Below are 12,118 nucleotides of genomic sequence, written 5' to 3' on the forward strand. Positions count from 1 at the left end.
GGGCCGGCCATATCAAGACGGCAATTCAATCGCGCGCCGAGAGGTCGCGGTTCTGGTAGGCCGCCAGCGCCCGTTTGCGCCCGGCATCGAGCGGCACGACAGGCGTTGGCGGATCCATGTCCGGCGCAAGGCCCCAGCTGCGCGGGATCGCGTCGAAAAAGGCCCGTGCCTCCGGTCCCGGGGTTGCCGTCGCCTCGGCGAGGAAGCGGCGGATATAGGCGCCGTCGGCGTCGAATTTCCGGGCCTGGGTGTCGGGATTGAAGATCCGGAAATAGGGTGCGGCGTCGGGTCCCGAGCCGGCCACCCACTGCCAGCCCATCGCGTTGGAGGCCGGGTCCCAGTCGATCAGGCAGTCCTCGAAACAGCGCTGGCCGATCTTCCAGTGGGTCAGCATGTGCTTGGTCAGGTAGGAGCCCACCAGCATCCGGCAACGGTTGTGCATGTGACCGGTGACATACATCTCGCGCATCGCCGCATCGACGAGCGCCACGCCCGTGCGCCCCTGCTTCCAGCGGAGGACCGCGTCGTCCTCCGACTCCGACCAGGGGAAGGCATCCCACTCGGCCCGCCAGTTGCGGGTGGTGATCTCCGGCGAATGGTAGACGAGGTGGTAGGCGAACTCGCGCCAGACCAGCTCCTTGACGAAGTGCTCTGCGCCCCGCGCCCCCTCGTGATGCGCGCGCAGGCCCGCCTGCCAGACCGTGCGCGGCGAAATCTCGCCATAGGTGAGGTTTTCCGAGAGCTTCGAGGTCGCCGGTTCCGCCGGGTAATCGCGCCGGTCGCGGTAGCCGTCGGCATGATGGGCGATGAAGGCGCCGAGCCGCCCCAGCGCCGCGTCTTCGCCCACGCAGACATGATCGGCCACCACCGCCGCGCCGCGGTTCATCCCGGCGCCCATCCGCCAGTCGGCAAGCCGGTCGCTGGCCGGCCAGGCGGCCGGCGCGGTCACCGCGCGGACCGGTGCCGGGGCCGGGCCCAGGTCGCGATCCTTCACGGCGCGCCAGAAGGGCGTGTAGACACGGTAATAACCGCCCTGCTTGGTCTCGACCGTCCAGGGTTCGAACAGCAGGTGGCCGGGAAAGCTGCGCGCATCGAGACCGCGGGCCTTGAGCGCCGCCTTGACGTCGCTGTCGCGGGCAATGGCGTCGGGGTCATAGCCGCGCGACCACCAGATCGCGGTGGCGCCGGTTTCCTCGACCAGTTGCTCGAGGGTCGCGCGCGCGGGCCCCCGGCGCAGCACCAGCCGGCTGCCTAGCCCCGCCAGCGTTTCCGCGAATCTCTCCACCGCCAGGCCGAGCCGCCATTTCGGCGCCGCGCCGTGGGTCTCGACCACCTCGTCATGGATGAAGACGGGGATGACCGGCCGGCCGGTCTCGGCGGCCGCGGCCAGCGCCGGGTGATCGCCCAGTCGGAAATCGCGCCGGAACCACAGAAGGATCGGTGAGTGCTCTGCCATGCCTGCCCCTTGCCCTTTTCAGGTGTTTACGGGGGCCGGGACGTCCCGGATCACAACAGGTCGTCCAGCGCGGCGATCAGGCGCGCGATCTCGTCGGCGCTCGTGTAATGGACGAAGCTCAGGCGCAGGACCCCGTGATCGGGATCGACGCCTTGCGCCGCCAGCGCCCGGACCGCGTAGAAATCGCCGCCGCCGGCCATGATGCCCTGCGCGGCCAGGCGCTCGGCCGCCATCTCCCCGGGCATGTCAAGCGCCAGCGCCACCGTGGGCGCGCGCCCCGCGGCCTGCCGCGGGCCGAGCAGCCGCAGGTCGTTCCGGTCGGCGAGCCGGTCCAGCAGCGGCTGGAGGAGCCGCGCCTCGTGGGCGCGCATCAGGTCATGGACGGCGCGGCCACGGGCGGCGGGCTCCGCGGGTGCGTCGAAATGGTGATCGTAAAGCGCGTCGATGTAATCCGCGATGCCGGCGCAGGCCGCCACCTGGGCATGGTCGGGACCGGCCGGCGTGAACCGCTTGTAGAGCGTGTCCGCGTTGAAGAAATGCGCCTGGTTCGGCAGCGTCTCGCCGAGCGCCCGGCGGATCACCATCAGCCCCTGGTGCGGGCCATAGGTCTTGTAGGCCGAGAACAGGTAGATATCCGCGCCGAGCGCACCGACATCCGGCAGACCGTGCGGGGCGTAGCTGACGCCGTCGACGCAGACCACGGCCCCCGCGTCATGGGCCATGCGGGTGATCTCGGCGACCGGGTTGATCTCGGCCACCACGTTGGAACAATGCGGGAAGCAGACCAGCCGCACCCGGTCGTCCAGCAGCGCGGCCAGCCCGGCCGGGTCGAGATGCCCGGTCCGCGGGTCGATCTTCCACTCGCGAATCTCGACGCCCTCCCCGGCGAGCCGCCGCCAGGGGCCGGTGTTGGCCTCGTGATCCTGGTCGGTCACCACGATGGCGTCGCCCGGCGCCATCCATTGCCGGAAGGCCTGCGCCAGCACGTAGGTGTTCTGGGTCGTGGACGGGCCGAAGGACAGCTCGTCGGTCTCGACCCCGAGAATCGCCGCGAGCCGCCGGCGGGCCTCGTCCATCTCCGCGCCGGCCAGCTGCGCGGCCGCGTAGGGGCCGTAGGGCTGCACCTTGCGTTCGCGGTAAAAGCGCGTCAGCCGATCGATCACGAAGCCCGAGGCATAGGACCCGCCGGCATTCTCGAAGAAGGCCTGCCCGGCGAGCGCCGGTTCGGAAAAGGCGGGGAACTGCGCGCGGACGAAATCGGTGTCGAGCTCTGCGGTCATGCGGCGTGGCCTCCTGTCGGGCATGAAAAGGGCCCCGGGATCGGCTCCGGGGCCCTCTGTCGTAGTGCTACCTGCGGCCCGAAGGCCGGGCAAGACCTGTCAGCGTTTCTCGGCGCGCAGCCCCTGCAGGATCGCCCAGCAGATCAGCAGCAGGATGACCGTGAAGGGCAGACCGGTAGAGATCACCATGGCCTGCAACGCCGTCAGCCCCCCGCCGATCAGCAGCGCGATGGCGACAAGCCCCTCGAAGGTGCACCAGAACACCCGCTGCGGCACCGGCGCGTCGATCTTGCCGCCCGCGGTGATCGTGTCGATCACGAGGCTGCCGGAGTCCGACGAGGTGACGAAGAACACGATCACCAGGATGATCCCGATGGTCGAGGTGATCGCCGTCAGCGGCAGGCTTTCGAGCATCGCGAAGAGCGAAAGCTCGGGCGCGTAGCTGTCGATGACGTTGGCCTTGACCGCCGAGGTCTCGGGATTGGCGATCATGTCGCTGATGGCCGATCCGCCGAAGACCGCCATCCACAGGATGCAGACGAGGCTCGGGATGATCAGCACGCAGGTGATGAACTCGCGCACGGTGCGGCCGCGGCTGACGCGGGCGATGAACATCCCCACGAAGGGCGACCAGCTGATCCACCAGGCCCAGTAGAAGGCCGTCCAGCCCTGCATGTAGCCCGTGTCCTCGCGGCCGAACGGGTTCGACAGCGGCACGACCTCCTGCGCGTAGGCCCCCAGGCCGGCGACGAATTCCGACAGGATGGTGCCGGCGCCCGCGGCGAAGAGCACGAAGACCAGCAGCAGCGCCGCGACGACCATGTTGATCTCGGACAGGAGCTTCACCCCGCCGTCGAGGCCGCGCAGCACCGAGACCAGCGCGATCGCGGTGATGCCGATGATCAGCAGAACCTGCACGGTGGTGTTGCTCGGGATACCGTAGACGTAGTTCAGACCGGCATTGGCCTGCTGCGCCCCGATGCCGAGCGACGTCGCCAGGCCGAAGAGCGTGGCGAACACCGCCAGCGTGTCGATGATGTGACCCCACCAGCCCCAGACACGTTCGCCGAGGATCGGGTAGAAGGCCGAGCGGATCGAAAGCGGCAGGCCCTTGTTGTAGCTGAACAGGGCCAGCGCCAGCGCGACAACGGCGTAGATCGCCCAGGGATGCAGCGCCCAGTGATAGGACGTGGCCGCCAGCGCCATGCGCCGGGCTTCCTCGACATTGCCCGCGATCAGCGCGCCGTCCTCGGTGAAGGGACGTACCGTGCCAAGCGGCGCATCGCCCCAGGGCGTGCCGAAGTAATAGGCCGGTTCCAGCACCCCGAAGAACATCAGCCCGATGCCCATGCCGGCCGCGAACAGCATCGCGAACCAGCCCGGGTAGCCGTAATCCGGCGTGGCCTCCGCCCCGCCCAGCCGGACCGAACCCCAGGGGCTGACGATCAGGAACAGGCAGAACAACACGAAGACGTTTGCCGCGAGAAGGAAGAACCAGTCAAAGGTGCTTGTCAGCGCCGGGCGCAGCCAGCCGAAGAAGTCGGAGGCGTGCGTCGGCGCGATCAGCGCGTAGGCGACGAAGAGGATCACCACGACCCCGGAGATCACGAAGACCGGGTTGTGGATGTCCAGCCCGAAGGGGCCGATCTTCGTCGTGATGTTGTCCTGTCCGATCTCGTAATCCGTGTCGATCAGATCGGCGGCACCTTCCGGCTCGGGTATGCCCTGGCCCGATGTATCCGTCATGTCTGTCTCCCCTGATATTTTCTGTTTCTCGTGTCACACGGGCCGTCGCGACCGTGAAACCCCGTTAACCATAAACCATCGGCTATAGTTTTTCGACCATACGATCCCATACCGAAGTATCGGTGCCGAAAAGCGACAGCATGGCGCGTTTTCATCCGGATAGCACGACTTGCGGCCCCGGGGGCAACCCCCCGGGCAAAGAAAAACGGCCCGACCGGGCTGCGGGCGGGCCGTGAAACACTTGAAAACCTGGGTCAGGCGTTGACGTCGACCACGACCCGGCCCTTCACCTGGCCCTTAAGGATATCCTTGCCGAGCGCCGGCAGATCCGACAGCGTCGCGGGCTGGACCATCGCCTCGAGCTTGTCCATGGGCAGGTCGGACCCGATACGCGTCCAGGCCCGCAGGCGATCCTCGTAGGGGCGCATCACGCTGTCGATGCCCAGCAGGTTGACGCCCCGCAGGATGAACGGCGTGATCAGCGCGCCCTCGATCGCCGGCCCGCCGGCCAGCCCGATGGCCGCGACCGACTTGCCGTACATCATCTGCTTGAGCACGCGGCCCAGCATCGCGCCGGCCACCGCGTCGATGGCGCCCGCCCAGGTTTCGCGTTCGAGCGGTTTCCGGGTCACTTCCGTCAGCTCGTCGCGCGGCACGATCTGCGTCGCGCCGAGATCGGTCAGGTAGTCGGCCTGTTCCGGGCGCCCGGTCACCGCCGCGACCTCGTAGCCCAGCGCGGCCAGCGTCGCCGTGGCGACCGACCCGACCCCGCCCGCGGCGCCGGTGACCAGCACCGGCCCCTGCCCCGGCGCAAGGCCGTGATCTTCCAGCGCCATGATCGCCAGCATCGCGGTAAAGCCCGCCGTCCCCACGGCCATGGCCCGGCGCGTCGTCAGCCCCTCGGGCAGCGGCACCAGCCAGTCGGCCTTCACCCGGGCCTTCTGGGCATAGCCGCCCCAATGGATCTCGCCCACGCGCCATCCGGTCAGCACCACCTTGTCGCCCGGCTTGTAGCGGTCGTCGGCGCTGTCCTCGACGGTTCCGGCGAAATCGATCCCCGGCACATGCGGATACTCTCTCACGAGCCCGCCGCCCGGCCCGATGCAGAGCCCGTCCTTGTAGTTCAGCGTGGAATACTCGACCGCGACCGTGACGTCGCCCTCGGGCAGCCGATCCTCGGCGATGTCCTGGACGCCCGCACGGGTCTTTCCGTCCTCGTCCTTCTCGACGAGCAGTGCCTTGAATGTCATTCGCTTTCTCCTTCGCTCCTGGCTACTGGATGAAAAATTCGCCGCGCACGACGGCCCGCCGCGCCCCGTCGGGCGCCTCGACCGTCAGTTCCGTTCCCGGTGTCCAGTGGGTCATCCGGACCATGCCGATCGCGACGTTCGTCTGGAAATCGGGCGACCAGACGGCCGAGCTGATCCGGCCGACCCGCTCGCTTCCGGCCATCACCGGCCAGAGATCCTCGCAGGGGGGAACCGGCCCGCCCTCGATCGCCATCGACCGGATCTGGCGCACCGGCCCCTCCTGCGCCACGCGCAACAGCGCGTCGCGTCCGATGCAGCCGATCGCCGAATGGGTGTTGCAGAACCGCCCGAGACCACATTCGTGCGGCGTGTTCTCGCGGGTCATGTCGTTGCCGTAGGACAGCAGCCCGCCCTCGATCCGTTCGATCAGGTTCGGACAGCCCGCGCGCACCTCGAGATCCGCGCCCGCGGCCATCAGCGCCTCCCAGAGCGCCATGCCCATGTCGCCGCCCTCGAGATAGATCTCGAAGCCGCCCTGCCGCGAATAGCCCGAGCGCGCGATCAGCATGTCGCGACCCTGGAAATCGAACCAGCCGAATCGGAAGAAGCGCAGGGTCGTCACCCCCGCGCCGAAGACCCGCGCCATCAGCGCGTCGGCCTTGGGGCCCTGGACCGCCAGCGGCGAGACGTCGGGCTCGTCCACCAGCACGTCCAGCCGCCAGCCATGGGCCACCGCCTTGACCCAGTAGAGCAGGTCGCTGTCGGCGATGGAAATCCAGAACCGGTCCTCGGCCAGTTTCACCGCCACCGGGTCGTTCAGCATCCCGCCGGTCTCGTCGACGATGGGCACGTAGTAGCACTGGCCGGGCAGCATGCCCCGCAGGTCGCGCGGGGTCAGCATCTGCATCAGTCGCCCGGCATCCGGGCCGCGCAGTTCCACCTGGCGCTCGCAGGCCACGTCCCAGACCTGCACGTGGCGCTTCAGGTGGTGATAATCGGCTTCCATGCTGTCGAAGACGCAGGGCAGCAGCATGTGATTGTAGATCGTGTAGGCCTTGACCCCGGCGCGCTCGACGCCCGCCGAGAAAGGCGTCCGGCGCAGGCGGCGCGAGGTGGCGAGAATAGGTGCCGTCATGTCCCGATTCCTTCAGGCATGATGAAAAGATCCGTGTCGGCGGGCGCCGCGCCCGCCGCCGTCAGCATCGCGTGCACCTGGCCCCTGTGATGGGTCTGGTGATTGAAGAAATGCGCCACGCAGAGCCCGACCGGCCGGGACACCTCGCGCCCCAGCGCGCCCGAGCGCCATGTCAGCACGCCCTCCAGCGCCTCCGGCCCGAGCCGGTCCGCCCATCCCAGGATGCGCCGGTCCGTGGCCGCGCGCTCGCGCGTCAAGGCGTCCCAGTCGGGGAAAAGATCCGCGCTCTCCGCGATGCCGCCCGCGGGCCGCGGGCCGCCGTCGAAGCGCGACATCCACAGCAGGTCCGCCCAGAGCAGGTGGCTGAGCGTTCCCCGGATCGAGCCGAAGAAGGCACCGCGGTCGGCCGCGCGCGCCGGCGCGTCCAGCGTCCCGGCCGCCGCCACGAGGCTCCGGTTCTGCCAGGTATTGTAGCGCGCCATCAGCGCGCAATACCCCGGCGTGACGATCATTTGCCCGGACCGTGCCAGTCGATCTGGCAGATCTCGGCCGACCGGCCGTCGAAGTCCCAGACGCGCCCGAAGGCGCGCACACGTCCCTGGGTGGCGGTGGCCACGGTGATGTCGGGGCCCATCCAGTACTTGGTGTTGGTCACCACGATATCCTCGTCCGGCGCCGCGCCCGCCACCGGCACCACCTCGCCCTTGATCTTCTTGCCGACCATCAGGCGGCGCGCCTTGCCCTCGGTCTCGAAGACCACTGGCGCGCTTTCGGCGCCGAGAAACTCGCTCACCAGCACCGAGAAGAGCCCCGTGGTGCCCCGGGCCTGGCCCGAGAAGATCTTGACCAGCGCGTCATGGGCCGCGGGGCTGGCGCGATCGTCGATATAGGCCGCGGCCTTCCAGTTCCCGCGCGCCATCAGCCCGGGGATCTCCAGCAGCAGGCCCACGTTCAGCCCCGAGAGATCGGTCTCGCCGTAATGGCCCGTGTCGATCCGGACGCCCGCCCAGGCCTGGCAATAGCCCTCGGTCGGCGGGTGCTGGCCGAGGCTGACCACGCAGGGGCAGAACACCGTGCAGTTGCAGTTCAGGATCAGCTCGCCCTTGATGGCCCAGGGCTCGGGCCCGGCCGCGGCCGCCTCCGCCGCGGGGGCGGTTTTCTCCAATGTCTCCGTCATCCTGTCTCCTCCCTTTCGGTCATGCCAGACCGGTCACCAGAACGGCCGCCGCGGCGGCCAGCAGAACGGCGCCGAGCGGCCGGGTCACCGGCCGGCCGATCTCGGGCAGTTTCTCGAGCACCATCACCAGGGTCGCGAGCCCCATCCAGGCCAGGCTCATCGTGCCGCCGACGAAGGCCAGCGCCATCAGCGCCCAGCAGCAGCCGAGGCAGACCGCGCCCAGCCGGAGGCCCATGCCCAGGGCGTTCCAGCGCGTCCCGCGCCAATGCTCCATGAAGAAGGTCAGCGGCTGGCGGCATTTCGACAGGCAGGCATCCTTGAGGGCCGAGAACTGGTAGGCCCCGGCCCCGGCCAGCAGCGCGGCCGACAGCACGGGCGAGGCGCTCTCGCCCAGGGGGGTGACCAGCCCCGCGCCCGAGAGCGCGACCTGCGCGCCGGCGGCCAGGCCCGAGAAGCCGAGCCAGACGGCGAGGTAGCCGGCCAGCAATTCCATGAAACCGCGCCCCGTGCCCGCGCCGGTCTCGGCGAGATCCTCGTAGGTGGCCAGCGCCGGCAGCGCCGTCGGCGCCATCATCGCCGCCGACATCAGCGCCCACATCGCGAAGACGCCGGGATAGCCGGCGAGACCGGGTTCGACGGTGCAGAGCGCGGCCCAGAACGCGGCGCCGTAAAGATCGGCGGCCGCGCGCAGATCGGCGGGCAGCTGCATCGCGTAGAGCACCGCCCAGGCCCCCAGCACGAGTCCGTAGAACGTCAGCCAGTGCGCCCCCGTCATCCGCCTGATCCGCCACGCCGCAATCACCCGCGATCCTCCCGCGATTGCCTTCGCCGCGACGATCCTGCTACATGATCCAAATGTCAAACATTTAATTGTCTGACAAATCGAACCGGAGGACTCCGCCCGTGCCCGTGACCTACGATCTCAACACCGAGGGCGAGCTTTCGGCGCAGATCGCCGCCGCGATCCGCGACGCCATCGTCGCCGGCCGGCTGATCGTGGACGAGCGCCTGCCCTCGGAGGCCGAGCTGGCCGAGCAGTTCGAGGTCTCGCGCCCGACGGTGCGCGAGGCCCTGAAACGCCTGGCGGCGCAGAACCTGATCCGCACCCAGCGCGGCGCGACCGGGGGCGCCTTCGTCAACCGGCTCCGCTACGAAGACGCCTACGGCCAGCAGATCACCACCTCGACGCTCCTCTTGTCGATGAACGAGGTGGATTTCGACACCGCCTGCGAGGCGCGCTACGCGCTGGAACGGGCCTGCGTGCCGCTGGCCGCCCTGCGCCGCGGCGCCGACCACCTCGCCGCGATGCGCGCCGAAATCCATCGCCAGGCTCAGCCCGGCCTCTCCGACGAAAGCTTCTGCGCCTCCGACGTGGCCTTCCACCGGGCCCTGGTGGACGCGGCCGGCAACCCGGTGCTGTCCTACCACCTGGCCGGCGCGGTCGAAGCCATGCAGCCGCTGATGAACATGATCACCTTCACCGCCCGCTCGCGCCAGCGCATCGTCGATCTGCACACCGCGATCGCGGATGCGCTCGAGGCCGGCGAGGCGTCCCGCGCCGAGATGGCCCTGGCCGATCTCGCGGCCTACACGGTGGCGCTGGCGCGCGACCTCCGCGCCCGCCGGGCCACGCGGCACGGCGCCGCGCCCGCCGGCTAGGCGCCCTGCCCATCCAAGTGGCACAAATATCCCCGCCGGAGGCATGATCCCCCGTCGTGCGGCCGCCCGCCCAAGAAACCCTTGGCTTGCCCGCGGGCCTATTCTAGCGTCGGTGCGGACCCCGCCGACGGGGCGGGTGCGCAACAAGCGGAGGCGAACATGAAAACACTGAAAAGCGTCACGGCGCTGGCGACGGTGCTGGCCTGGGCCCTGCCCGCAGCCGCGGCGGACGACGAGCTGCTGGTCTTCGACTGGTCCGGCTACGAGGAGGAAGGCTTCTACCAGGGCTACATCGCGCAGCATGGCGAGCCGCCGAGCTTCGCCTTCTTCGGCGATGACGACGAGGCGTTCCAGAAACTGGTCTCCGGCTTCCGCGCGGATGTCGGCCATCCCTGCAGCCAGATGGTCGAGAAATACCGCGACGCCGACCTGATCGAGCCCTGGGACATGGGCCGGATCGACGCCGCGGAGGATCTCGACGACCGCTTCATGGACTCCGAGATCTTCGTCGATGACGGCGACGTCTACTTCATCCCCGCCGACTGGGGGGCGACCGCCATCGCCTACAACACCGAGGAAGTCGGCGCGGACGAGGTGCAGACTCTGCAGGTCTTCACCGATCCGAAATATGCCGGGCGCATCTCGCTGCCCGACAACACCGACGATATCTGGGCGCTGGCGCTGCTGGCCACCGGCGTCAGCGACTGGACCAGCGTCACCGACGCCGAGTTCGACGCCGCCGCCGCCTGGCTGCGCGCGGCGCATCCGAACGTGCGCGCCTACTGGCAGGACGGCGCGGAGCTGGGCCAGCTCATGTCCTCGGGCGAGGTGCTGATTTCCTGGGCCTGGAACGAGACGCCCACCGTGCTCGAGGCCGAGGGCCATCCGATCGCCTTCGAACGCGAGGCCGAGGAAGGGTCATCGACCTGGTTCTGCGGCTATGTGAACCTCAAGGACGGCCCCGGGTCGGAAGACAAGGCGCATGACTTCATCAACGCCTGGCTCGCGCAGGGCTCGGCCGACTACATCGTCAACGAGTGGGGCTACGGCCACGGCAACGCCGCCGCGATGGCCGAGATCCCGCAGGAGACGCTGGTCGAGGTCGGGCTCGGCCCGGTGGACGCGCCGCTCCTGCCGCAGGTCCCGATGGACCAGGAACTGCGCAACCGCATGCTCGAGGAATTCGAGCGCATCAAGGCCGGTTTCTGATCCGGCGCCCCGGGGCCGCCCTGCCCGGCGGCCCCGGCCCCGCCCTCAGTCGGGATGGATGTCGCGCGGACAGCGCGACCACATGTAGATCATCAGCCAGTTCAGCTCGATCTCGACGCCCTGCTCGGCGAGCCAGTCCTCGTAGAGCTTGTAGGCCTCGATCTCGGTGGCCCCGGGACAGGGCCAGTCGCGGTTCAGGAACTGAACGTCGTGCACCAGCTCGTGCAGCAGCACGCCGACGTCGCGGGGCACCTCGACGCGCCATGGCGCCACCAGGTAGATCCGGCGTTCCTCGAAGTCGAAGATGCCCATCTCGCGCGGCGAGATCATCGTGGTCTTCGCGCCGTAAGGCACCTCTTCGCCCTCGATGCAGAAGATGATTTCGGGCGGATCGGCCTTGGCGGCGGCAACCTCGTAATCGCTGTTCGCGCCGATCCAGTCATAGAGATCCTGGACCAGCCCGGGCGGCGGCGGCATGCAGTCGTCGGCCGCGTCCGCCCCCGCCTCCGGGGCGGCGCAGACCAGCGCGGCCACCCCGCAGACCAGGGCAGCCGGGATTGATGCGATGCGCGGCATGCGGGAAAGGCCGGGCCCGGCGCGACGGTCTTCCGCCCCGCGCGGGGGCGGACGCGCCTCCGGCGCCGCCCCGGCCCGGAACCGTTACTGCTGCATCGACTGGATGTAGTAGACCAGCGCCAGGATGCGGCCCTGGACGATCGCGTCGGCGCTGACGCCGGGATGGACCGTCTTCGGCAGGGCGTCGGTCATGAAGAGATCCCCCCAGACCGGCATCTCGGAGGTGCCGTGCCCGCCGACCTCGCGCCGGCCGTCGATCGACTGGTAGACCTCGCTGAAAGGAAAGACGCCGTCATTGTCCTCGGACAGCACGCTCAGGTCGCCGGGCCGTTGTGCGAAGAAGTCGGCCACCGGGCCGTCGCCGGCCCCGGTCGCGCCGTGGCACACGGCACAATTGTTCATGAACAGGCTCTCGCCGTAGTCGTTGCCCTGGGCGCTGGCCGCGCCGGCTGCCGCTGCGACCGCGAATGCCGATGCGAAGAGCGTGCGCGTCACTTTCCTTGTCATCATGACAGTTCCCTCTATCCATTGTCCTGAAAACTGGCACGCATGATACAAATATGAACATATTATATCATATCAGCGCCCTTCTTCATAGGACGCATGAACTTTCGGACAGGATCGCAGGGG

12 protein-coding genes are annotated in these 12,118 nt (G+C 69.0%); 2 read left to right on the plus strand and 10 right to left on the minus strand.

Features of this window, described 5'->3' with window-relative positions; genetic code table 11:
• Positions 1-25: 25 nt before the first annotated feature.
• From ACQ5SP_RS13615 to ACQ5SP_RS13650, 8 genes are all read right to left on the minus strand, one after another.
• Positions 26-1,456: a cryptochrome/photolyase family protein gene (locus tag ACQ5SP_RS13615; RefSeq protein ID WP_430938937.1), complete on the minus strand. Its 1,431-nt coding sequence runs from the start codon at positions 1,454-1,456 to the stop codon at positions 26-28.
• 50 nt (positions 1,457-1,506) lie between these two features.
• The gene (locus tag ACQ5SP_RS13620; protein ID WP_430938938.1) at positions 1,507-2,736 is read right to left on the minus strand and encodes an aminotransferase class V-fold PLP-dependent enzyme; all 1,230 of its coding nucleotides are present in this window, start codon (positions 2,734-2,736) and stop codon (positions 1,507-1,509) included.
• A 99-nt stretch (positions 2,737-2,835) separates the two neighbouring features.
• Complete coding sequence (locus tag ACQ5SP_RS13625) at positions 2,836-4,482, minus strand: BCCT family transporter (RefSeq protein WP_430938939.1); 1,647 nt, start codon at positions 4,480-4,482, stop codon at positions 2,836-2,838.
• Positions 4,483-4,736: 254 nt separating this feature from the next.
• On the minus strand, positions 4,737-5,732 hold the full coding sequence (locus ACQ5SP_RS13630; protein WP_430938940.1) for an MDR family oxidoreductase: 996 nt from the start codon (positions 5,730-5,732) through the stop codon (positions 4,737-4,739).
• 22 nt (positions 5,733-5,754) lie between these two features.
• On the minus strand, positions 5,755-6,867 hold the full coding sequence (locus ACQ5SP_RS13635) for a dimethylsulfoniopropionate demethylase (protein ID WP_430938941.1): 1,113 nt from the start codon (positions 6,865-6,867) through the stop codon (positions 5,755-5,757).
• Entirely contained in the window at positions 6,864-7,379 is a 516-nt protein-coding gene (locus tag ACQ5SP_RS13640) for a DinB family protein (RefSeq protein ID WP_430938942.1), read from the minus strand. The genes ACQ5SP_RS13635 and ACQ5SP_RS13640 overlap by 4 nt, the downstream gene beginning before the upstream one ends.
• Positions 7,376-8,044 (minus strand): DUF1326 domain-containing protein, encoded by a 669-nt coding sequence (locus tag ACQ5SP_RS13645; protein WP_430938943.1) that lies wholly within the window; start codon positions 8,042-8,044, stop codon positions 7,376-7,378. The genes ACQ5SP_RS13640 and ACQ5SP_RS13645 overlap by 4 nt, the downstream gene beginning before the upstream one ends.
• A 19-nt stretch (positions 8,045-8,063) precedes the next feature.
• Positions 8,064-8,819, minus strand: coding sequence for a DUF2182 domain-containing protein (locus ACQ5SP_RS13650; protein ID WP_430938944.1), 756 nt, complete (start codon positions 8,817-8,819; stop codon positions 8,064-8,066).
• 134 nt (positions 8,820-8,953) lie between these two features.
• Here ACQ5SP_RS13650 and ACQ5SP_RS13655 point away from each other — a divergent pair, with 134 nt between their 5' ends.
• Both ACQ5SP_RS13655 and ACQ5SP_RS13660 read left to right on the plus strand, forming a co-directional pair.
• Positions 8,954-9,703, plus strand: coding sequence for a FadR/GntR family transcriptional regulator (locus tag ACQ5SP_RS13655; protein WP_430938945.1), 750 nt, complete (start codon positions 8,954-8,956; stop codon positions 9,701-9,703).
• A 159-nt stretch (positions 9,704-9,862) separates the two neighbouring features.
• Positions 9,863-10,912, plus strand: coding sequence for an ABC transporter substrate-binding protein (locus tag ACQ5SP_RS13660; protein WP_430938946.1), 1,050 nt, complete (start codon positions 9,863-9,865; stop codon positions 10,910-10,912).
• Between the two features lie 45 nt (positions 10,913-10,957).
• On the opposite strand, the gene ACQ5SP_RS13665 is transcribed toward ACQ5SP_RS13660, so the two are convergent.
• Together ACQ5SP_RS13665 and ACQ5SP_RS13670 are read right to left on the minus strand one after the other, a co-directional pair.
• Positions 10,958-11,488, minus strand: coding sequence for a DUF6647 family protein (locus ACQ5SP_RS13665; RefSeq protein ID WP_430938947.1), 531 nt, complete (start codon positions 11,486-11,488; stop codon positions 10,958-10,960).
• An 84-nt stretch (positions 11,489-11,572) separates the two neighbouring features.
• On the minus strand, positions 11,573-11,998 hold the full coding sequence (locus ACQ5SP_RS13670) for a c-type cytochrome (protein WP_430938948.1): 426 nt from the start codon (positions 11,996-11,998) through the stop codon (positions 11,573-11,575).
• Positions 11,999-12,118 lie beyond the last annotated feature (120 nt).

The sequence above is a fragment of the Rhodovulum sp. YNF3179 genome (genome assembly GCF_050586465.1).
In the GTDB taxonomy this organism is placed as follows: Bacteria; Pseudomonadota; Alphaproteobacteria; order Rhodobacterales; family Rhodobacteraceae; genus CAJXYS01.

Excerpts from the sequence above, each read along its gene's own strand:
- ACQ5SP_RS13660 (WP_430938946.1), top strand. The coding sequence starts at position 9,863 with ATGAAAACACTGAAAAGCGTCACGGCGCTGGCGACGGTGCTGGCCTGG.
- ACQ5SP_RS13640 (WP_430938942.1), bottom strand. The coding sequence starts at position 7,379 with ATGATCGTCACGCCGGGGTATTGCGCGCTGATGGCGCGCTACAATACC.
- ACQ5SP_RS13650 (WP_430938944.1), bottom strand. The coding sequence starts at position 8,819 with ATGACGGGGGCGCACTGGCTGACGTTCTACGGACTCGTGCTGGGGGCC.
- ACQ5SP_RS13635 (WP_430938941.1), bottom strand. The coding sequence starts at position 6,867 with ATGACGGCACCTATTCTCGCCACCTCGCGCCGCCTGCGCCGGACGCCT.
- ACQ5SP_RS13630 (WP_430938940.1), bottom strand. The coding sequence starts at position 5,732 with ATGACATTCAAGGCACTGCTCGTCGAGAAGGACGAGGACGGAAAGACC.
- ACQ5SP_RS13670 (WP_430938948.1), bottom strand. The coding sequence starts at position 11,998 with ATGATGACAAGGAAAGTGACGCGCACGCTCTTCGCATCGGCATTCGCG.
- ACQ5SP_RS13620 (WP_430938938.1), bottom strand. The coding sequence starts at position 2,736 with ATGACCGCAGAGCTCGACACCGATTTCGTCCGCGCGCAGTTCCCCGCC.
- ACQ5SP_RS13625 (WP_430938939.1), bottom strand. The coding sequence starts at position 4,482 with ATGACGGATACATCGGGCCAGGGCATACCCGAGCCGGAAGGTGCCGCC.
- ACQ5SP_RS13615 (WP_430938937.1), bottom strand. The coding sequence starts at position 1,456 with ATGGCAGAGCACTCACCGATCCTTCTGTGGTTCCGGCGCGATTTCCGA.
- ACQ5SP_RS13645 (WP_430938943.1), bottom strand. The coding sequence starts at position 8,044 with ATGACGGAGACATTGGAGAAAACCGCCCCCGCGGCGGAGGCGGCCGCG.
- ACQ5SP_RS13665 (WP_430938947.1), bottom strand. The coding sequence starts at position 11,488 with ATGCCGCGCATCGCATCAATCCCGGCTGCCCTGGTCTGCGGGGTGGCC.